At 66.8% G+C, this 19,346-nt stretch carries 23 protein-coding genes and 1 tRNA gene; 8 read left to right on the forward strand and 16 right to left on the reverse strand.

What is annotated here, in order from left to right; translation table 11 throughout:
• The first annotated feature begins 101 nt into the window (after positions 1-101).
• Genes EL337_RS22575 through EL337_RS22590 form a run of 4 tightly spaced genes read left to right on the forward strand, consistent with a single transcriptional unit; the run spans position 102 to position 2,651 of the window.
• Positions 102-1,202, forward strand: a complete 1,101-nt coding sequence (locus EL337_RS22575; RefSeq protein WP_048632842.1) for a GGDEF domain-containing protein — start codon at positions 102-104, stop codon at positions 1,200-1,202.
• Between the two features lie 13 nt (positions 1,203-1,215).
• Positions 1,216-1,641: a cupin domain-containing protein gene (locus EL337_RS22580; protein ID WP_048632841.1), complete on the forward strand. Its 426-nt coding sequence runs from the start codon at positions 1,216-1,218 to the stop codon at positions 1,639-1,641.
• A 60-nt stretch (positions 1,642-1,701) separates the two neighbouring features.
• A complete protein-coding gene (locus EL337_RS22585) occupies positions 1,702-2,193 on the forward strand; it encodes a MarR family winged helix-turn-helix transcriptional regulator (protein ID WP_048632840.1) in 492 nt (163 codons plus the stop codon).
• A gap of 23 nt (positions 2,194-2,216) precedes the next feature.
• Positions 2,217-2,651, forward strand: a complete 435-nt coding sequence (locus EL337_RS22590) for a DUF5313 domain-containing protein (protein WP_048632839.1) — start codon at positions 2,217-2,219, stop codon at positions 2,649-2,651.
• A gap of 7 nt (positions 2,652-2,658) precedes the next feature.
• On the opposite strand, the gene EL337_RS22595 is transcribed toward EL337_RS22590, so the two are convergent.
• The 8 genes from EL337_RS22595 to EL337_RS22630 all read right to left on the reverse strand — a co-directional run bounded on the left by EL337_RS22595 (position 2,659) and on the right by EL337_RS22630 (position 9,440).
• The gene (locus EL337_RS22595; protein WP_048632838.1) at positions 2,659-3,672 is read right to left on the reverse strand and encodes a cation diffusion facilitator family transporter; all 1,014 of its coding nucleotides are present in this window, start codon (positions 3,670-3,672) and stop codon (positions 2,659-2,661) included.
• Complete coding sequence (locus EL337_RS22600) at positions 3,669-4,088, reverse strand: ArsR/SmtB family transcription factor (RefSeq protein WP_048632837.1); 420 nt, start codon at positions 4,086-4,088, stop codon at positions 3,669-3,671. The genes EL337_RS22595 and EL337_RS22600 overlap by 4 nt, the downstream gene beginning before the upstream one ends.
• A 47-nt stretch (positions 4,089-4,135) precedes the next feature.
• Entirely contained in the window at positions 4,136-4,918 is a 783-nt protein-coding gene (locus EL337_RS22605; RefSeq protein ID WP_232786810.1) for a bestrophin-like domain, read from the reverse strand.
• Between the two features lie 219 nt (positions 4,919-5,137).
• Positions 5,138-5,210: transfer RNA gene (locus EL337_RS22610), tRNA-Ala, on the reverse strand.
• Between the two features lie 84 nt (positions 5,211-5,294).
• A complete protein-coding gene (gene sepX / locus EL337_RS22615) occupies positions 5,295-6,329 on the reverse strand; it encodes a divisome protein SepX/GlpR (protein WP_048632835.1) in 1,035 nt (344 codons plus the stop codon).
• 154 nt (positions 6,330-6,483) lie between these two features.
• A complete protein-coding gene (locus EL337_RS22620; RefSeq protein ID WP_048632834.1) occupies positions 6,484-7,137 on the reverse strand; it encodes a GNAT family N-acetyltransferase in 654 nt (217 codons plus the stop codon).
• A 19-nt stretch (positions 7,138-7,156) separates the two neighbouring features.
• Positions 7,157-8,443 carry a molybdotransferase-like divisome protein Glp gene (gene glp / locus EL337_RS22625; protein ID WP_048632833.1) on the reverse strand — a complete coding sequence of 429 codons (1,287 nt, stop codon included), beginning with the start codon at positions 8,441-8,443 and terminating at the stop codon, positions 7,157-7,159.
• Between the two features lie 73 nt (positions 8,444-8,516).
• On the reverse strand, positions 8,517-9,440 hold the full coding sequence (locus EL337_RS22630) for a UTP--glucose-1-phosphate uridylyltransferase (RefSeq protein ID WP_048632832.1): 924 nt from the start codon (positions 9,438-9,440) through the stop codon (positions 8,517-8,519).
• 65 nt (positions 9,441-9,505) lie between these two features.
• On the opposite strand from EL337_RS22630, the gene EL337_RS22635 reads away from it, so the two are divergent.
• The 3 genes from EL337_RS22635 (at position 9,506) to EL337_RS22645 (ending at position 11,287) form a co-directional block, all read left to right on the forward strand.
• The gene (locus EL337_RS22635; protein WP_048632831.1) at positions 9,506-10,108 is read left to right on the forward strand and encodes a 5-formyltetrahydrofolate cyclo-ligase; all 603 of its coding nucleotides are present in this window, start codon (positions 9,506-9,508) and stop codon (positions 10,106-10,108) included.
• 97 nt (positions 10,109-10,205) lie between these two features.
• Positions 10,206-10,565 (forward strand): FmdB family zinc ribbon protein, encoded by a 360-nt coding sequence (locus EL337_RS22640; protein ID WP_083443094.1) that lies wholly within the window; start codon positions 10,206-10,208, stop codon positions 10,563-10,565.
• A 71-nt stretch (positions 10,566-10,636) separates the two neighbouring features.
• Complete coding sequence (locus EL337_RS22645) at positions 10,637-11,287, forward strand: SAF domain-containing protein (RefSeq protein WP_048632829.1); 651 nt, start codon at positions 10,637-10,639, stop codon at positions 11,285-11,287.
• A 77-nt stretch (positions 11,288-11,364) separates the two neighbouring features.
• Here the strand turns inward: EL337_RS22645 and EL337_RS22650 are convergent, their stop codons facing one another.
• Entirely contained in the window at positions 11,365-11,718 is a 354-nt protein-coding gene (locus EL337_RS22650) for a hypothetical protein (protein WP_048632976.1), read from the reverse strand.
• 397 nt (positions 11,719-12,115) lie between these two features.
• Between EL337_RS22650 and mscL the strand changes: the two genes are divergently transcribed.
• Positions 12,116-12,547: a large-conductance mechanosensitive channel protein MscL gene (gene mscL / locus EL337_RS22655; protein ID WP_048632828.1), complete on the forward strand. Its 432-nt coding sequence runs from the start codon at positions 12,116-12,118 to the stop codon at positions 12,545-12,547.
• Positions 12,548-12,617: 70 nt separating this feature from the next.
• On the opposite strand, the gene EL337_RS22660 is transcribed toward mscL, so the two are convergent.
• From EL337_RS22660 to rpmF, 7 genes are all read right to left on the reverse strand, one after another.
• A complete protein-coding gene (locus EL337_RS22660; protein WP_126316652.1) occupies positions 12,618-13,268 on the reverse strand; it encodes a porin MspA in 651 nt (216 codons plus the stop codon).
• 116 nt (positions 13,269-13,384) lie between these two features.
• A complete protein-coding gene (locus tag EL337_RS22665) occupies positions 13,385-14,032 on the reverse strand; it encodes a porin MspA (RefSeq protein WP_126316654.1) in 648 nt (215 codons plus the stop codon).
• Between the two features lie 707 nt (positions 14,033-14,739).
• Complete coding sequence (locus tag EL337_RS22670; RefSeq protein WP_197724291.1) at positions 14,740-15,285, reverse strand: MogA/MoaB family molybdenum cofactor biosynthesis protein; 546 nt, start codon at positions 15,283-15,285, stop codon at positions 14,740-14,742.
• Positions 15,286-15,314: 29 nt separating this feature from the next.
• Entirely contained in the window at positions 15,315-16,688 is a 1,374-nt protein-coding gene (locus EL337_RS22675) for a S1C family serine protease (protein WP_048632825.1), read from the reverse strand.
• Positions 16,689-16,878: 190 nt separating this feature from the next.
• Positions 16,879-18,333 (reverse strand): HAMP domain-containing sensor histidine kinase, encoded by a 1,455-nt coding sequence (locus EL337_RS22680; RefSeq protein WP_048632824.1) that lies wholly within the window; start codon positions 18,331-18,333, stop codon positions 16,879-16,881.
• Entirely contained in the window at positions 18,333-19,022 is a 690-nt protein-coding gene (locus tag EL337_RS22685; protein ID WP_048632823.1) for a response regulator transcription factor, read from the reverse strand. Before EL337_RS22685 ends, EL337_RS22680 begins: the two co-directional genes overlap by 1 nt.
• 73 nt (positions 19,023-19,095) lie before the next feature.
• Entirely contained in the window at positions 19,096-19,269 is a 174-nt protein-coding gene (rpmF, locus tag EL337_RS22690; protein WP_048632975.1) for a 50S ribosomal protein L32, read from the reverse strand.
• Between the last annotated feature and the right edge of the window lie 77 nt (positions 19,270-19,346).

Below are 19,346 nucleotides of genomic sequence, written 5' to 3' on the forward strand. Positions count from 1 at the left end.
ACCCGCGCTGTGAAATTTGTCGCGATCGGGGTAAACCCCCTCCGCCGGCAGCACCTGCGCTGTTTGATGGCGCAAGCTCACTGACGACGAAATGGTGTGAGATGCAGCGGGATCTCCGACATGCCGATCACTACGAGTGGTTCAGCGGATTCCTCGACGCCCGTGGCGCGGCGGTGCAGGTCCGTCTCGCCGTCGCGGGGACAGCCCTGTCGATGGCGGTGGCACTTCTGGTTCTGCTGACCGGCTCGGGCGGGCCGCAGACTCAGCCGTACCTGGGGATGACGTGGGCCGCAGTCGGAGGCGGCGTGGCAGGTGCCGCGCTGTGGCTGGCTCGGTGGCCCACCCGCGCCCAGTCGGGCGCATTCGCTGCGGTGACAACCATCTCCATCACCCTGGCGTGCCTGGCGTATCCGGATCCGCTGGCAGCGCTACTCGGGTGCATCGCCTTCACGACCATCGGCGCCTATCTGGCGTTCTTCCACTCGTCGCGGGCGGTGCTCGGGTTCGCCGCCGTCGCCGCCGCGGTGGCGGCCGTCCCGGCGTTCGAGATGGTCCTCGCCGGGCGCATCGCCCTGGCCGCGGTGGACTACTTTCTGGTGGTTCAGGCCAATATCGCGATGCCGCTCGCGATTTTTGCCTTGCTGCGGGCGTTGCGCGGCGACCTTGCCCGCGCTGACCTCGATCCACTGACCGGGCTGTTGAATCGGCGCGCCTTCCACACACAGATCCTGGCGATGATGGCGCGGTATCCCCAGGAGGACGGCTATCTCCTCGTCGCGCTGATCGACCTCGACGACTTCAAGTCGGTCAACGACACGCACGGGCACATCGCCGGCGACCAGGCCCTCGTCGCCGTCGCCGACGCACTGCGCGCCACCACCCCGCCCACCGCCGTCGTCGGACGCAGCGGCGGGGAAGAGTTCCTGATCGCCGACGTGACGTCATCCCGTGACGCCGCGCAGCGCTACCAGGAGGTCTGCGATGCCATCGCCGTGTCCGGGATGGCCGTCACCTCCAGCGTGGGGACGGCGCTCGCGCCGCTGGACGCCCTGTCCCAACACAGCGACGACGACCTCGTCGACCTCGTCGACCAACTCATCGCCGCCGCCGACAGGGCGATGTACCGTGCAAAACGTAACGGCGGCAATCAATGTCACCACCACGGACTCTGGCTGACGCCGGAGCCGCGGCGGGACGTCTAGGAAACGAGGGCATGTGCGGACGCTGATCACCGGAGTCGACGCGGACGGCAGGTCCTGCGTAGTCAGCCATGACGACGTGGCGCTGGACCGGTTGGCGCCCGGCTTCGCGATGGCCGTGCCCTTCGCGACCACCACCAGCCCGCCTCCGGCCGGGCCCGGCGGCTCAGCACCGCTGATCGATCAGGGCATCGCGCCCGGCCTCGCACGGTGGATGGTCGTCGAGTTGGGGCCCGATTCCGAGACCCCGATGCACCACACCGACACACTCGATCTGCAGACGGTGTTGTCGGGCAGCGTCGACCTGGTGCTCGACGACGGCACCCACCGGCTCGAGGAGGGTGATCTGGTGGTGCTCACCGGCGTCGACCATGCGTGGCGGGGCGGACCCGAGGGGTGCCGGCTCAGTGCAGTGCTGATCGGTACGCCCCCACCGGCATGACGTCGGCGTGTGACGAGGCCGATATTGCTAGCCCACTAATAATTAGGGCACTATCAATATGTGACTGCGACGACGCAGGGTGATACCGACCCGCTGGCCCTGGAGCAGCAGGTCTGCTTCGCCCTCGCGGTCACCAACCGGGCCGTGCTCGCCGTCTATCGCCCGCTGCTGGAACCCTTGGGCCTGACCCACCCGCAGTATCTCGTGATGCTGGCCCTGTGGGATCACCACCGGAGATCGTCTGCCCAGCCAAACCCGCTGTCGGTCAAGTCGATTGCCACCAGCCTGCAGATGGACTCGGCCACCCTGTCGCCGATGCTCAAGCGCCTGGAGGCGCTCGGGTTGATCACCCGGGCCCGCAACGCCACCGACGAGCGCTCCACCGACGTCGCACTCACCGACGCCGGGACCGCATTGCGGTCACGCGCGCTGGACATCCCGGCAACCGTCGTCGCACGCCTGGGCGTCGACCTGGCCGAGCTCGAACACCTGCACCACGTCCTCACCCGGATCAACTCGGCCGCCCTGGCGGCCGGCGCACTACAGTCGTGAATACCCCCGTTCAAGGAGTCCCGATGGCCAGCGACATGCCGGCAGGCACCGACAAACCCACCCTGTGGCAGTACCTGCTGTACTGCTACGGCAAGACCCTGCCGAAGTCGATGAACCGTTGGGTCGCAGAGGATCTCGCCGGCCAGGGGGCGGTGCGACGGCACATGATCCGGTATGCCATCCCGCCCCTGCTGGTCCTCGCTCCGCTGTGGTTGCTCCCGGCGCCGATCTACATGCGCCTGGAGATGACCGCCCCGATCTACGTCTGGGCCCTGCTGATGGCGCTCGCCCTGAACAAGGTGTGGCGTAGGCACCGGCTCGCACGCCATGGTCTTGACCCGAATCTGGTCGATGTGATCAAGCGCAAGAAGGATTCGCGGATGCACGACGACTACATCCGCAAGTACGGACCGCGACCCGACGACGCGAAGTCCCAGTCGAACAGCAGTCCGTTCTAGCCGGCGGTCACCGCGCGGAACAGTGGCCGGCCGGATACGCGTGCACCAGGGCCGACGACAGCTTCGGGACCACATGGGTGAGGGTGTGTTCGGCCTCATGGGCGATGCGGTGGGCATCCGTGAGGCTCACCGCCGGGTCGATGTCGAGTTCGGCGTCGACGTGTAGCCGATGTCCGATCCAGCGCATCTTGACGCTGCGAACCGCAGTCACGCCGGGTTCGGCGGCCAGCGCGGATTCGGCGGAATCGACGAACGATGGGTCGACGGCGTCCATGAGTCGCCGGAAGATGTCACGGACGGCAGTGCGCAGCACCGCCAGGATCGCAGCGGTGATGATCAGACCGATGATGGGGTCGGCCAACGGAAATCCGAGCGCGACTCCACCCGCACCGAGCAGCACCGCCAGCGAGGTGAACCCGTCGGTGCGGGCATGCAGGCCATCGGCGACCAGGGCGGCAGAACCGATGCGTCGACCGACCCGGATGCGGTAGACGGCGACGAGCTCGTTGCCGATGAAGCCGGCCAGACCGGCCAGCGCGACCCACCCGAGGTGCTCGATAGGGACCGGATTGACCAGGCGCCGAATCGATTCCACCCCGGCGACGACGGCGGACAGCGCGATCATCACCACGACGAACAGTCCCGCAAGGTCTTCGGCGCGGCCGAACCCGTACGTGTAGCGCCTGGTCGCTGCTTTCGTGCTCAGCGCGAAGGCGATCCACAGCGGAATGGCGGTCAGCGCATCGGAGAAGTTGTGTACGGTGTCGGCGAACAGGGCAACGGAGCCCGAGATGGCCACGATGGCGATCTGGACGAGCGCCGTCGCGCCGAGGACCAGCAGGCTGATCTTCACCGCGCGGATGCCGGCGGCGCTCGATTCGAGCGCCCCGTCGATGCTGTCGCCGGCATCGTGGCTGTGGGGAGCGAACACTTCCCGCAACGCCGCACCGATCTTGCCCCCGGGTCCGTCGTGGTTGTGCGGGTGTTCGTGATGATGATGCCTGTGCGGGTCGTGGGTCATGGGCGGCCGCCTGTTCCGGACCCGGTGGCCGGTGTCCCGTCGTCGACGTGCAGGAGCGCCAGGTCGGCAGCGTCGCGGTGGTGTCCGGGGATTCCCGGTCCGGCGTGCTCGGCGTTGAAGACGGCGTCGGTCACCAGCTGCCGGACGTGGTCGTTGTCGAGGCTGTAGAAGATGGTGGTGCCGTCACGGCGGGTGCGCACCAGGCGCGCCATCCGTAGCTTCGCCAGGTGTTGCGACACCGAAGGGGCGGGTTTGCCGATGTGGGCTGCCAGATCGTTGACGGACATCTCCCGGCTGCCCAGTGCCCACAGCACCTGGACGCGGGTGGGGTCGGCGAGCATGCGGAATACCTCGACCACCAGGTGCACCTGATCGTCAGGAAGCCGGCGGCTGCAAGCTCCCTTATCTACGTTCATACGCAGATAATAGATCGTAGGCGTCGGAGTGCAAGCCGCACTCTCGCTCACTGCAGCTGCTGGACGACCTCTTTGATCGGTTCCGAGGATGTCCCGATCTCGCCGAGGAACGGGTGCGACAGCTCGGTGACGAGGAAGATGTTCACGGCCACCAGAACACCCAGAATGGCCACCATCGTGTAGTGGGTGGCAGGTTTGGCGACGTCGTAGATGATGGCGCAGGCCAGAAGAAGGCCGCTGGTCAGCCAGATGACCGCCCACAGTGACCACGGCGGACCGACGTCCGTACGCGCTTGCAGCAGCCGCTGGGTCCGCGCCTGGCTGAGGCTGTCGAGGTTACTGAAAGAGGTTGACAGCAGGGTCTTTTGCGCATCGGTGCGCGCTTCGACACCTTCGTAGGCGGCATACAGTTGGGTCAGTGCGTCGCCGGCGCCGGGGCCCGATCCGCCCTGGGCGACTTCTCTCCACTCGACCAGCGCCGCCTCCTCGTAGTCGAGCAGAGCCGTGCGAATCCGGTCACTGTCAGGCTGATCGAACACCATGGCGGTCCTGGCGAGCTGCACACCCGCTGCCCCCTCGGTGCGCGCCCGTCCGTCCGCGTCGCCGATCTGCCCCCACATCGCGGATACGACGAAGCCGAGGAAGAACGCGAACACAAAGCCGACCACCCCGAAGGCGAACTTGATGACGTCGTTGTGCTCTTCACCCTTGAGGTTCGGAAAGTGCCTGCGCACGACGACCTGCACGGCCATGGCGCCGCCGGTGATGACGACGATGATGCCGAGCAACAGCACCCACGACGGAAGGTTGCTCACCAACCACTGACTCACGTTCGCCCCCCTGAGACGGTGCAGTCCGGGCACCTTGAGGGCGCACGGTGATCCGCCGCAGCCGGATGGCTATAGAAGGCGGGCCTCCTGACCTTAAGAGTCCGCTGCGGTCACGGTCAGGCGAATGGCCACGACGCGCCGGGCCCTCGCGGCACCGACAGCACCTCGCCGAAACGACAAAACCCGCCCGACCGGGGGGTCGAAGCGGGTTGTCGACTGTGGAGCTAAGGGGAATCGAACCCCTGACCTTCTCGATGCGAACGAGACGCGCTACCAACTGCGCTATAGCCCCTAGTGCCGGTACAGGTTATCAGCCACCGGTCACCGCCAGAAATCCGTCCCGCACCCCATAGAGGTGCCGGCCGAATGTCCGGCGTCACTGGCCGGCAGCGCGCGGCAGATCGTAATGGCGGGAGAACGGCACGTAGTCGAGGTGCTCGAACGCGGGGTCTTCGTCGTCGATCTCCAGCACCGCGGCACCGGGCCTGCGCAGCCGCGCCGGGGTCACGTCGAATTCGCGATCGCTGGTGTTCTCCACGCCGAGCCGAGACCGGGCCATCCGCTGCGCACGACGGCGGCGAAGTTGCTCCTCGATCCGGGTCTGGCGACGCAGGTACGCCAGGTAGAGCAGCGTGACCGCGCCGATGGCGCCCGCCACCCACCACATCGTCGACGACCACGTATATGCGGCGACGGCGCTGGCCAGCATCAGAACCGACAGCACCGCGATGGTGCGTGCACGGAACCGGTACTTGCGCGCGGACACTGCCTCGGCGGTCGTCGACTCCCGGCGCCGGCGGCGTGAGTCGCTCATGGAGTCCGCGATCCGCAGATCCGTCTCCGACGGCTCCTCCAGGTCGGACGAGTCGTCGTCGTACTCGTACTCGTCCTCGGCCGCCACCCAGCGGCTGGTGTCCTCGGTGGCCGCGGTCACCCGCCGGTCCTGCCGGGTGTCGTCGGACTCGTCCGACTCGTCGCCCTCGCTGTAATCGAGTGTGAGCTCGTCGGTTTCGGCGACGACGGGCTCCGCGGCCCGCACGTCATCCGCGGGGACCTCCGAGACGGGCAAGGCTCCGGAATCCTCGACGATGTCGACGTCGAGGTAGTCGGGTTCGCCCTCGTCGGCCCTGGCGTCGGTGGCCACCATCACCACCGAGCGGCTGGGCTCGTCGTCCTCGATGTCGTCGACATCGCCGGACGGCTGCCAGTCCGGGTCGCTGCGGTGTCCGGACGCGGGTCCGCGGCGCCGTCGCAACCGGGCACTCGCGCTGCTGTTGAGCACACGGGTGGCCAGCGCGACGTCGCTGGTGCGACGAACCGCGTCCCGCTTGCTGATCAGCATCGGAACGAGCACGAAGAGCCAGAGCACGACGAGCGAGATCCAAAGGAGAGATTGGGGGATGCTTGGCATGATGCCTGCTCCTTTCCCCATCAGGCTAGGTCTGTGACCAGCGCATCCGAGGGCGGCGCGCCGACACAATTACACACCTGTAATTCGCTGGAGACAAGCACCAAACGTCACACGTGTCACATCAGTAACAGAACTTCACCCACGGGGCCCACCGTCACGCCCACGTTGCGTGGCCGGCACGCACCAGCGCAGATGCCACCGATCCGTTGAGTTCTTCGATGGTGATCGCCACCAGCAGATGGTCCCGCCACGCGCGGTCGACGTCGAGATAGCGCTTCAGCAGGCCCTCTTCCCGGAACCCCGCCTTTGCCAGCACCGCCCGGCTCGCCGCGTTCTCCGGCCGCACCGTGGCCTCGACGCGGTGCAGCATGACCGGCCCGAAACAGTGGTCCAGCCCGAGCGCCAGCGCCGCGGTCGCCACTCCGCCGCCGGTCGACCCGCTGGCCACCCAGTAGCCGATCCACGCCGATCGCAGCGCGCCGTGGGTGACGTTACCGATGGTCAACTGCCCCGCGAACTCACCGTCGAGCTCGATCGCGTACGGCAGCATGCGACCTTTGCGAGCCTCCCCACGCAGACCTGAACAGACCGACGGCCAAGCCGAAACCGAATGTCGCAGTTCCCAATCCATGTCGGTGGACGGTTCCCACGGTTCGAGATGCCCGCGATCGGCGAGGCGGGTTCTGCTCCACTGAGCGGCGTCGCGCAGCCGGACGGGGCGTAACCGGACCAACCCGGCGGGGACCCGCAGCGGGCCCACCGGCATGGGCCACCCGGGATGCTGCGACCGGGAGCTCAGCAGATTCATCACGGCGGCAATTCTGCGATCAGCCGCGCTGCGCCAGGAATGCGACGTCGACGACCTCACCCGTACGGATCTGTTCCGCCTCGCTCGGAACGATGACCAGACAGTTTGCCTCGGCCAGCGTGGCCAGCAGGTGCGACGACGTTCCCGCCGCGCCACCGAGCGCCTGCACCAGGTACTCCCCCGTGTCCTGGTCGCGCATCAGCTGGCCGCGCAGGAATCCTTTGCGCCCGACCACCGAGCTGATCGGTGACAGCGTGCGCGCCGACACGATGCGGCGCGTCGCCTGCCGCTTGCCGAGAGAGAGACGGACCAGCGGCCGGACCATCACCTCGAACACCACCAGTGCGCTCACGGGATTCGCCGGAAGCAGGAAGACCGGTACCCCGTCGGGACCCAGCTGGCCGAAGCCCTGCACCGAGCCGGGGTGCATGGCGATACGCGTGACCTCCATGTCGCCGAGCTGGGCCAGCACCGAACGCACTCCTTCCGCGGCGGCCCCTCCGACAGCACCCGCGATCACGATGACCTCGGAGCGGCTGAGCTGACCCTCGACGGCTTCGCGTAGCTGCTTGGGATCGGTGGAGACGATGCCGACGCGGTTCACCTCGGCACCGGCGTCCCGTCCTGCAGCGGCCAGCGCATAGGAGTTGACGTCGTAGACCTGCCCGTTGCCCGGCGTGCGGGAGATGTCGACCAGCTCGCCCCCGACGCTGAGCACCGACAACCGCGGCCGCGGGTGCACCAGCACGCGCTCGCGGCCCACCGCGGCGAGCAGACCCACCTGTGCCGCTCCGATGATCGTGCCCGCCCGCACTGCGACGTCACCCGGCTGCACGTCGTCACCGGTACGGCGCACATAGGCGCCCGACCGGACCCCGCGCAACACCCTGACCCGTGACTCACCGCCGTCGGTCCACCGCAGCGGCAGCACCGCGTCGGCGAGAGTGGGCATCGGCGCGCCCGTCTGCACCCGCGCGGCCTGGCGCGGCTGCAGTCGGCTCGGCGTACGTGCACCTGCCTCGATGAGACCCATCACCGGCAGGCTGATATCCCGTGGACGCTCGTCGCGGCCGGACTCGCCATCGCCGTCGTCGGCGTCCCCGGCCGAGCCGCCGATGCCGAGCACGTCGACACTGCGCACCGCGTAGCCGTCGATTGCCGCCTGATCGAATCCGGGCAGCGGCCGCTCGGTCACCACTTCCTCGGCGCACATCAGGCCCTGGGACTCGGCGATCGCCACCCGAACCGGCCGCGGCGCCACCGCGGCAGCGGCGACCCGTGCCTGCTGCTCCTCCACCGAACGCACAGCACGCCTCACTTTCCGTTGAAACGGCTGGCGCCGGCCGCCTTCGACGCGGCTGCGCTCGGTCGTGCAGCCGCTAGTGCTCGGTCGTCGCCGGAGCGAGACCCAGCCGCTCGGTCAACCACCGGCGTAGTTCAGGCCCGTAGTCGTCCCGCTCCAACGCAAAGTCAACCGCAGCCTTCAGGTAGCCCCCGGGATTTCCCAGGTCGTGTCGAGATCCGCGATGCACCACCACGTGCACCGGATGGCCTTCCTCGATCAACAGCGCGATCGCGTCGGTGAGCTGCAGCTCGCCTCCGGCGCCACGCGGAATTCGCTTGAGAGCGTCGAAGATGGCCCGGTCGAGGATGTAGCGGCCCGCCGCGGCGAAGAGCGACGGCGCGTCCTCCGCCTTGGGCTTCTCCACCATGCCCTTGACTTTGAGCACGTTCGGGTTGACGGCATCGGGCACCACCTCGACGTCGAAGACGCCATAGGCGCTGATGTCTTCCCGGTCGACCTCGATGGCGCACAGCACTGTGCCGCCGCGCTTGGCTCGAACCTTCGACATGGTCTCCAGCACTCCGGTGGGAAGCACGAGATCATCCGGCAGCAGCACCGCGACCGCATCCTCGTCCGGCGCCAGACTGGCTTCGACACAGCCGACGGCGTGCCCGAGACCGAGGGGCTCGGCCTGGACGACGGACTCGACCTTGATCAGCGCGGGCGCCCGGCGGACCTTCTCGAGCATCGCGTTCTTGCCCCGCGCCTCGAGGGTGCCTTCGAGAACCAGGTCCTCGACGAAGTGGGCAACGACGCCGTCCTTGCCTTCGGAGGTGATGATGATCAGCCGCTGGGCGCCGGCCTCGGCAGCCTCGGCGGCCACCAGCTCGATACCCGGCGTGTCGACCACCGGCAGCAACTCTTTCGGCACCGTTTTGGTGGCAGGCAGAAAACGCGTTCCCAGACCGGCCGCGGGGACTATCGCGGTGTACGGCATGGGAACTTCAGGCCGATTCATCGTTCACACACTAACCTCTCGTAGTCGGTTGTTCCTTTCTTACCCGGCCTTATGAGGACTACGCGGTGACCTTGACGAAATCGGATCTACGTGCCGAAATCCTCGCCGCCCGCCGTTCGGCGAGTCAGCAAACACGGCAACACGAAGCCGCCGCGCTGGCCCGTCATCTCGGCGCGCTGGCCGCGCCGGGCGGAACGGTCTGCGCCTACGTCCCGGTCGGCTCAGAACCGGGCACGATCGCCATGATCGACGCGCTGGTGTCGGGCAAAGTCACCGTCCTCCTCCCGGTTGCGCGTGAAGACCCCGACGGCACTCCCCGGCCGTTGGAGTGGGGGCGGTACACGCCCGGCGAACTCGTCGCGGCACCGTTCGGTCTGCGGGAACCACCGCCGCCGCGGCTACCTGCCGACGCCGTGCACGACGCCTCGATGATCGTGATCCCGGCACTGGCGGTGGACCGCGGCGGCGCACGACTGGGCCGTGGCGCCGGCTATTACGACAGGACCCTGCCGCGGGCCGATCCGGCGGCGCTGCTGATTGCAGTGATCCGCGACGACGAGCTGGTCGAGCACCTGCCGTCCGAACCGCACGATGTGCCGATGACCCATGCTCTGACGCCGCGGCGTGGATTGGTCGCGCTCGGCGGTGGGCTCGCAACGGGCGGGTGAACGCCGGACGGCGGCGGGAATGAGGCAGGCCAGCTGGCGGTTCTAGCACTTGAGTCGGTAGAGTGCTAAGCAGTTTTGGACCACCTCGGAGGTTTGCGTGCCCACCTATTCCTATGCGTGCACCGAATGCAGCAACAAGTTCGACGTGGTGCAGGCGTTCACCGATGACGCGTTGACCGAATGCCCGAAATGTGAGGGACGGCTGCGCAAGGTATTCGGCAAGGTCGGCGTCGTTTTCAAGGGCAGCGGGTTCTACCGCACCGACAGCCGGGAATCCGGAAAGAGCTCCAGCGCCAGCAGCTCCAGCAGCTCCGGCAGTTCGGACTCCTCGTCCTCGTCGGATTCGTCGAGTTCCTCGGACAAGTCGAGCTCCTCGGCGAAGTCCGGCTCCTCGGACAAGTCGAGTTCTTCGGACAAGTCGAGCTCCTCGGCGCCCGCCGCCGCGGCATCCAACTGATTCGGCGGAGTTATCCACAGCCTTTGAATCGACGGCAGACTCGGCCGCGGCCCGCTGCCTAGCGTGATCGCATGGGGAATGCGCTCGACCCGTCGGTGCTCGATCGCCTCCGCCGTGCGTTGAGGCCCGACTGGTCCCGAACGCCGACGGCGCGTCGAGCCCTCGCTGGTGGCCTCGTCATTCTGGCCGCCGTTGCGGCCTGGCGCGGCGACCCGAGAACCGAGTACTCAGATGTCGTGGTGACCGTGCGCGACCTCGCGCCCGGGATCGAACTCACCACTGCCGACGTGTCGGTGGAGGCTCGGGCGGTGCCCGCCGTTCCGGAGGGAGCGCACACCCGTGTCGACGCCGTCGTCGGCAGCACCCTGGCCGGTCCGGCCCGGCGCGGGGAGGTCCTCACCGACGTGCGCGTCTTGGGCCCGCGTCTCGCGGATTCCGCCGCAGGGCCCGACGCACGGATCGTGCCGATCCCCTTGGCCGATGCCGCGCTGATGGACCTGCTCCGGCCGGGAGATGTGGTCGACATCGTCTCCGCGCCGTCGGACGAGTCGACCGAGGCCAGGCTCATCGCCACCGATGCCGTCGTGATTCTGGTGTCGGCCAAGGACAGCGGACTGGGTGCTCGTAACGGCCGCGTCGTGCTGGTGGCGCTACCTGCTGCGGCCGCGAAGGTGGTGGCCGGGGCCGCCCTCGTCCAAGCCGTCACGATCACGTTGCACTGAGCCGCGCTCGAGTGCCAGCACCCTGAAAAACAAAGCGCCCCCGGGGATCTCCCCGGGGGCGGCAATGCGAATTCAGATCACCAGTCGCCGATGGCAGGACCGACCGGGTATGCGCCCTCGAAGGCCGAAGCCGTGGTGCCCACGACGGCCTTGGTGGTGTCGCGGACTTCACCGAAGGCGCTGATCTCGCCCGCGTCACCGACGCGGGCCTCGGAGATGCCGCGTGCGACGCCGAAGTCGTTGATGCGGATGACCGAGTTCTGTGAAGCCTGCCGGCTCGTCACAGTCGGTCCTGGTCCGACCTCATTGATGTCGGCGTTGGCGGTTCCACTGCCCAGTCCGGCGAATGCTGCAGCCACGGCGCACGAGCCCAAGCCCAAGGCACCAAGCTTCTTCGAACTACGAGCGGACGCTTTGGCGTGCTTAGCCATCAGCATTCCCCTTTGATAGGCGGACACAAGTGTCACGAGTACGTTTTTTCAGGCTCCAACAGCGTATCAGCTAGCAATCATCTGTGTGTGTCCTGACAGAGATTCTTTAAGTGCCATTTCGACACCGTTGCACCCAGTCGGCACCGAGGTTGGACACCCGGGTCGGTACCCACCGATTCCACATCCGGCGACGTATCGCCCCGCGCTCCCCAGCATACCGAAATGCACTATCTATCAGAGCCTTTCGGCATTCTTTGGCTGCATGGGCGTCCGCAGATGCGGGCGTCCACGCATGCGCTGGCGCGTTACCGATGCACAGATCTCGGTTCCCGGCGCGCGGCGCAAGCGCTAAGTTCGTTTCCCTGGCAGTACACGCTGAAGAAAAGGAGGCACGGCAATGCTGAAAGGCTTCAAAGACTTCATCTCGCGGGGCAACGTGATCGACCTGGCCGTCGCGGTCGTCGTCGGCGCCGCATTCACCGGACTGGTGACCGCGTTCACGCAGAATGTCGTCCAACCGTTGGTCGACCGCGTCGGTGCGGGGCCGGGCAGAGAATACGGAATCCTGCGCATTCCCCTGGGCGGTGATCAGTTCGTGGACCTCAACGCCGTTCTGTCCGCCGCGATCAACTTCGTCATCGTGGCCGCGGTGATCTACTTCGTGATCGTCGTGCCGTTCAAGAAGATCAAAGAGCGTGATGCCAAGGTGGCGTCGACCGAGACGGAGTTGACGTTGCTGACCGAGATCCGCGACATGCTCCGCGAGAACACCACCGATGGCACGTCGGGTAAGCATGTGGGCAAGGTGCAGGATCACGCTGACGAGTGAATTCATGTGTGCTCCATGAGAAACGGCCCCCGGCATGATGCCGGGGGCCGTTTCTTGTGAAGCTACGTGATCAGTTCATGTTCCACGGGGCGCCGTAGGTGCTGACGCTGTCGCCGGTCGAGGAGATCAACCGGGCGAACGGACGCAGCAGCACACCACCGGCAGCACCGGTCACGGTGCCGTGGGCGTTGGACACGACCACCGAACCACCCGGGCCGGCCACGTCCACCGAGAAGGTCGCGACTTCCTGGATACCGGGACCGTTACCCAGGTCCGCCGAGATCGAGACACCGGGGAACAGCGGCGGCGTCACGATGGCGTTGCCGAAGCCCAGGTCGGGGTCGACGAAGGTGTTGTCGAAGGCGAAACCGTCGAACGCGATGTTGGGGGTGGTGTAGCTGAAGTTGATGCCCACACCCAGCGACCACGGGAAGCCGACCTGGTAACCCAGCTCCAGCGTGCCCTCGAAGTCGTCGGCACCCTCACCGGCCACGATGTAGGTCGCCTTGCCGGAGTGGAACCACTCGCGGGTCAGCCGGTTGCGATCGAGCGGGAACACACCGTTGAGGAAGGTGTCCCACTGCTGAACCGTCAGCGTGCGGCCCTGGCCGTCCACCACGCTCAGCTCGTTGTCCAGCCCTGCATTTGAGGTGCCTGTGCTCGCGAACAGAGCCGCGATGGATGCGATCATCGCGATCAGCACCCGACTGATTGTCTTCATGATGTCCCTAGAGATCGAAGTAGTGGTGCCGGACGCCTGGCAGAAAAAGGTTGTGCGAGTTGGTGATTGCCCCCCGGGCCGGAAGCCGGCCGGGGGCAATCGTCAAGACCGAGAGGTCAGTTCATGTTCCACGGGGCGCCGTAGGTGCTGACGCTGTCGCCGGTCGAGGAGATCAGCCGGGCGAACGGACGCAGCAGCACACCACCGGCAGCACCGGTCACGGTGCCGTGGGCGTTGGACACGACCACCGAACCACCCGGGCCGGCCACGTCCACCGAGAAGGTCGCGACTTCCTGGATACCGGGACCGTTACCCAGGTCCGCCGAGATCGAGACACCGGGGAACAGCGGCGGCGTCACGACGCTGTTGAAGAAGCCGAAGTCGGGGTCACCGGTCGGAGCGAACGCGAAACCGTCGTAGGCGATGTTGGGGGTGGTGTAGCTGAAGTTGATGCCCACACCCAGCGACCACGGGAAGCCGACCTGGTAACCCAGCTCCAGCGTGCCCTCGAAATCGTCGGCACCCTCACCGGCCACGATGTAGGTCGCCTTACCGGAGTGGAACCACTCGCGGGTCAGCCGGTTGCGATCGAGCGGGAACACACCGTTGAGGAAGGTGTCCCACTGCTGAACGGTCAGCGTGCGGCCCTGGCCGTCCACGACACTCAGCTCATTGTCCAGCCCTGCATTTGAGGTGCCAGTGCTCACGAACAGAGCCGCGATGGACGCCACCATCGCAATCAGCACCCGACTGATTACCTTCATGTTCTCCCTAGCTTGTCGTACGAGACCCCGTCCTGGAGTCTCGAAGGTTCGTGCCTGGCTCTACCGCTACACCACACACCTCGCAAGAGCTTCATGTGAGTGGAATTAGAAATCCCACATGTCGTTCTTACGATTCACTCATCGTTGACACGAGGAACATAACGGGGAGGCATCAGACCGGCAACGCGTGGCCTCGGTGGTGTCATGAAGGCCACACTGTGCCGCGTCATTTGCTGAAGTTTCCCCGAACGTCTCCCGAGCCCTTCTGCGCGACGACGGGGTGTGGTCGTGGAAAACGTCGCAGATCGTGACCCCGCACCGAGTTGTTCGTTCTGCGCGACACAGCCGTTACGGAATGCACCTGCTGGTGCCCCTGGGAATATCCAGGTCAGTCGTGGTGGGGCGGAACGTTGTCGCGCAGCCACCGATCGCGGTCGGCTTCGTCCTCGGGAGAGATCGGCTCGCGTTCGTCGCTCGATACCTCGGGGAACGCCTCACCGAAGACCCTGTTAACTAGGTCTCGCGGACGATCGGAAGAGTGCGTCACAGCGCGATCCCGGTGTGATCAACATCACAATCTGGCGGCACGTTCTGTTCACCTGCAATTAACACTGCAGGTGACGCGGAAATCGGAAACGACGAGTTCGGGCGGGTTGGGAATGCCCAACCCGCCCGTTTCTGAACTCGTTCCTGCAAGTGCAACTCGCTTAGATATCCAAACTGGATAGCTGCGCGATCACCTGCGCGGCCAGCGGACCCAGTGTCGCCATGCCGTCGCGGACGGCGGCGCGGGATCCGGCCAGATTCACCACCAACGTGCTGCCGGAGATGCCGGCCAATCCGCGGGACACCCCGGCATCGATGATTCCGGCAGACAGACCGGACGAGCGCAGCGCCTCGGCGATGCCCAGGAGCTCGCGGTCGAGAAGATCAAGGGTGGATTCGGGGGTGACGTCGCGGGGGGTCACACCCGTGCCACCGACCGACACCACCAGGTCGACCCCGCCGATGACCGCGGTGTTCAGCGCGTTGCGAATCTCCACCTCGTCCGAGGAGACCACCACGACCCCGTCGACAACGAATCCGGCCTCGCCGAGCAGCTCGGTGACCAGCGGACCACTGTGGTCCTCCTCGTCGCCATGGGCCGTGCGGTCATCGACCACGACGACCAGAGCTCGACCGACCAACACGTGAGGCTGTTCCATGACCTCAACCGTATATCTCGGTACGGACATCGGTGCAGCCACACGCAGGTCGGGGCGATCCTCGCCGGCGGACAGCCTCACTGGCTGGCCTTGCCGAGCGTGACCTCCACCGTCTGCGGCTTGCCCGCCGCATCCATGTAGGTCAGCGTCACCTTGTCCCCCGGCGCCTTGGACCGGACGGCCGCGACCAACGCGTCGGCGCTGCCGATCACGCGGTCATCGATCTTGGTGACGACGACACCGCCGGGCAGCCCTGCTGCCGACGCCGCGCTTCCGGCGGTCACCTCGACGATCTTGGCGCCGTCGATGCCCGCCTCGTTGCCGACCTGGACCCCCAGCGAGGCCCGCGACGCGGTGCCCGTCTGGATCAGCTCGTCGGCGATCCGCTTGGCCTGATCGACCGGAATCGCGAAGCCGAGGCCGATCGACCCTCCCTGCTGGCCGCCCGCGTCTGCTCCCATCGTGGCGATCGCCGAGTTGATGCCGACCAGCTCACCGTTCATGTTCACCAGTGCGCCGCCGGAGTTACCCGGGTTGATGGCCGCATCGGTCTGAATGGCGTCGAGCACCGTGTTCTGGTTCTGCGCGTCGCCGCCGGCAGCCACCGGGCGGTTGAGGGCGCTGACGATGCCGGTGGTCACGGTGCCCTCCAGCCCGAGGGGTGAACCGATGGCCACCACGTCCTGGCCGACGCGCAGATCTGCCGACGATCCCACGGTGATCGGAGTCAGGCCCGAGACGTTCTCGGCGCGGACCACGGCGATGTCGCTCCCGGGGTCGGTACCGACCACCGTGAACGTCGTCGATTTACCGTTCGCGAACGTCACCTTCGTCTCCGGCGCCCCCGCGCGACCCTCCGGCGTTCCCGCGGCGGTGGCCACGACGTGGTTGTTCGTCAGGATCAGCCCGTCGGTCGAGAGGATCACGCCGGAGCCCTCTTCGGAGGCCCGGCCCTGGTTGACTTCGAGCTTCACCACACTGGGCACCACCTTGGTGGCGACGGCTTCGACGGAACCGGACGGGACGCTTGCCGCGGGCACGCTCGGCGCGGCACCGGACGCGCTGTAGCCGGTCATGTTGTGATCCGGGTGGACCAGTAGCGCGACCCCTCCGCCGACGCCGGCGGAGACGATCGCCACAGCCACCGCTCCCGCGGTCAAAGCCGATGCGCGCGAACGCTTCCGCGGCGCAGGACGGGCAGCGGGCGGCATACCGGGGCGCGGATACTGGCCGGGGCCGGTAGGCATCGGAGCGCCCTGGTACGGGTCGTACTGCGCCCGAAAGGCCTGCCGCTGTTGCTCTGTCGCATAGCGCCAGTCCCAGCCGTTACCACCGTGCTGGTCATACGATCCTGACCGTGCCGGCCCGACGGGGCCGGACGGCACCTGCCCGGGATATCCGGACTGGCGACCCTGCTGCGGGTTCGGCGAGTACCTCGGGTCGTTGGTCATATCGCTGCGGTGCTCTTCCTTCGAGTCGGTCTGTTCACTGACAACAACGAACGTTGCAGCCTCAGCGTGCCCAAACGTACTGAGAATCGCCTTAGAGATCGATTGCCGTTGCGACAAATTTCGACCACATCCCGCACACGTCCACCTCGACCATCCTCGCCGGTGACCCACGTCACCCGCACGAAGCGGTTCAGCGTGTCGGGTCCCCGTCCTCAGGGTGGACGAAGCCGACGGACGGGCGACCGGGTAACAGCACGTGCATCGCGGTTCCCGGCGGCTCACCTCCGGAAACGGTCTGCTCGACACGCAGGGTGCCGCCGTGCTTGAGTACCACCTGTTTGACGATCGCCAGACCGAGCCCCGAACCCGGCATCGCACGCGCCGATGTGGACCGGAAGAACCGTTCGAACACGAGATCTCGCTCGTGGGGCGGGATCCCGGGCCCGTGATCGGACACCACCAGCTCCGCGTGCTGAGAATCGACCTGCCGGAGCCGGACTCCGACGTTGGCCCCAGGTGGGCTCCACTTCGCCGCGTTGTCGAGCAGGTTGAGCACGGCGCGGCCCAGACCGGCGGCGTCGCCATAGACCTGCCACGGACTGATCGAGACATCGAACTCGATGTCGTTGCGGCGCCGACGAACCCGCTCGAGCGATCGTTCGATGACCTCAGACATCTCGACCGTCTCGTGAACCGCGTTCCCCGCCTCCTCGCGGGTCAGGTCCACCAGGTCGCCCACCAGCGTCGAAAGCTCCTCGATCTGTGCGATCACATCGGTGCGCAGTTCGGCCATGTCCTCGTCGGGAATCCTGCGCGCCCCCGGTTTCATCGACTCCATCAGCAATTCCACATTGGTGCGCATGGACGTCAGCGGAGTTCGCAGCTCGTGACCCGCGTCGGCCACCAGACGCGCCTGGCGTTCGCGCGATTCGGCGAGCGCCCGCAACATCATGTTGAAAGCTTCGGTGAGACGGGCCAATTCGTCGTTGCCGAAGACGGGAATCGGACGGAGGTCATCGGTGCGCGCCACCCGTTCGGCCGCCCGGGTGAGCCGGGCAACAGGCCGCAGACCCGCGCTGGCGACCATGCCGCCGGCAATCGCGGCCACCGCCACCCCGATCCCACCGACGATCAGCAGCACCGTGCCTAGCCGTTTGAGCACCTTTCCGGTGGGTGCCAGACTCTTCGACAGAAGCAGGGTGTTGCCGCCCGACAGGTGCACCGCCAGCACCCGCTGGTGGTCGACGGTACGCAGCGACAACAGCAGCGTTCCGTCCATCACCTGCTGCTCCGGTCCGCCGACCGGCAGCGTCTGCCCCTTCTGGTTGGCGGTGTACTTGGTGCGTCCGGGGATGTAGAACATCGCGTTCATGTCCGAGTAGGCGGTGCCCTCGATGGCCTTGCCCGGATCGGCGTCCAACGAGCCACTCTCGATGAGCATCTGGGCCCGGGTACGCAGCTGGTTGTCGATGTCGTCGTAGAGCGCCCGGGATACCACCGCGTACACCGCAACGGCCATCAACACCACGGAGATGACCACCATCGACATCGCGAGCAGCATCACCCGCCATCGCAACGACACGGAGCTGGCCGGGCGGGCCAGGCCCGGGCCCGACGGCCACGGGCCCGTGGTGGGAGCCGACATCAGGGCGGAGTCTCACGCAGCACGTAACCCACACCTCGGACGGTGTGGATCAGCCGCGGCTCTCCTTCGGCTTCCGTCTTTCGACGCAGATAGCCGACGTAGACCTCCAAGGCGTTGCCCGACGTCGGAAAGTCGAAGCCCCACACCTCTTCGAGGATCCTGCTGCGGGTCAGCACCCGACGCGGGTTGGCGATCAGCATCTCGAGCAACGAGAACTCCGTGCGCGTCAGGCTGATCGACCGCTCGCCCCGGGTCACCTCACGTGTCACCGGGTCCAGGGACAGATCCGAGAAGGTCATCGCGGCGGAGTCGGCATCCCCTTCGAGGGGGTTGGTGCGTCGCAGCAGGGCACGCATCCGCGCCAGCAGTTCCTCCAGAGCGAACGGCTTGGGCAGGTAGTCATCGGCCCCGGCATCCAATCCCGCGACCCGCTCCGATACCGAGTCACGCGCGGTCAGCACCAGGATCGGGAGGTCGTCACCGGTGCTGCGAAGCTGACGGCACACCTCCAGCCCGTCCAACCTCGGCATCATCACATCGAGCACGAGGGCATCGGGCCGGGCAGTGGCGATCAGATCGAGCGCTTCACGACCGTCCTGGGCCAGCTCGACGGAGTATCCATTGAACGACAGCGACCGGCGCAGGGATTCGCGCACCGCGCGATCGTCATCAACGACAAGTATGCGCACGGGGACAGTCTCACCTCAGTGTCTGAGAGAGGGCTGAGAGGCGCGCCGCCGGATCGGCGAGTTGCCGCCAGAGTCAGCGGCGGTCGAGGTCGATCAGGCCGAGGCGAGCGGCCTTGAGCAGCCTGCGCGGCACCTTGCGCTGCTGACCTGCGACGGTGACGCCGACGAGGCCGGTAGCGGTGGCCTTCCACTGCGCGCGGCGGCTACGGGTGTTCGCACGCGACATCCTGCGCTTCGGCACAGCCATGATCGAGCTCTCCATCTATCGGGTGAATCTGAGTTGGCACTGCCTGCGGACCTGAACAGGCCGGACGCTGGCAATTG

Origin of the sequence: Mycolicibacterium aurum, from assembly GCF_900637195.1 — a bacterium.
In the GTDB taxonomy this organism is placed as follows: Bacteria; Actinomycetota; Actinomycetes; order Mycobacteriales; family Mycobacteriaceae; genus Mycobacterium; species Mycobacterium aurum.